The sequence below is a fragment of the Idiomarina sp. Sol25 genome (assembly GCF_033052775.1).
Taxonomy (GTDB): domain Bacteria; phylum Pseudomonadota; class Gammaproteobacteria; order Enterobacterales; family Alteromonadaceae; genus Idiomarina.
This window is the reverse complement of the sequence record NZ_JAUPEW010000051.1, coordinates 1-396: the sequence shown is the minus strand read 5'-3', so window position 1 is coordinate 396 and position 396 is coordinate 1. Positions and strand designations below refer to the sequence as shown.

Here is a 396-nt window from a genome sequence, read left to right as displayed (position 1 = left end):
CAAACCTATTGTCGATTTTTTTATAGTAGGGGCGAAGAAGTCCGGGACTTCAAGCCTGCGTGATATGCTGCGCCAGCATCCGAATGTGGATCTCTACCGAGGGGAAATCCATTACTTCGACAAACTGAATCTGTTTGAGAAGGGGGGCGAGTGGTATCATGAACACTTCGATTTCAACTGTGGCCCTGGCGTTCTGCACGGAGATAAAAGTCCGTCATATAGCTTAGACCCCGACACGCCAGCGCGAATGTATTCTTACAACCCAGAGGCGCGTATCATCTGGATTTTCCGTGACCCGGTCAAACGGGCGGTGTCCAATTTTCATCACGCCAAGAAACGTAACCAGGATGCGATGAGCATTGAGGAGTCCTTGTCGCAGGCAGAAGAACTTGCGGC

The 396-nt window shown here is 50.8% G+C and carries 1 protein-coding gene; it reads left to right on the top strand.

All coding sequences use genetic code 11. The annotated features are described in order from the left end of the window. Window positions 1-396 (top strand): sulfotransferase (locus Q5L94_RS13415; RefSeq protein WP_317498865.1); only part of this gene is annotated, 396 nt, incomplete at both ends.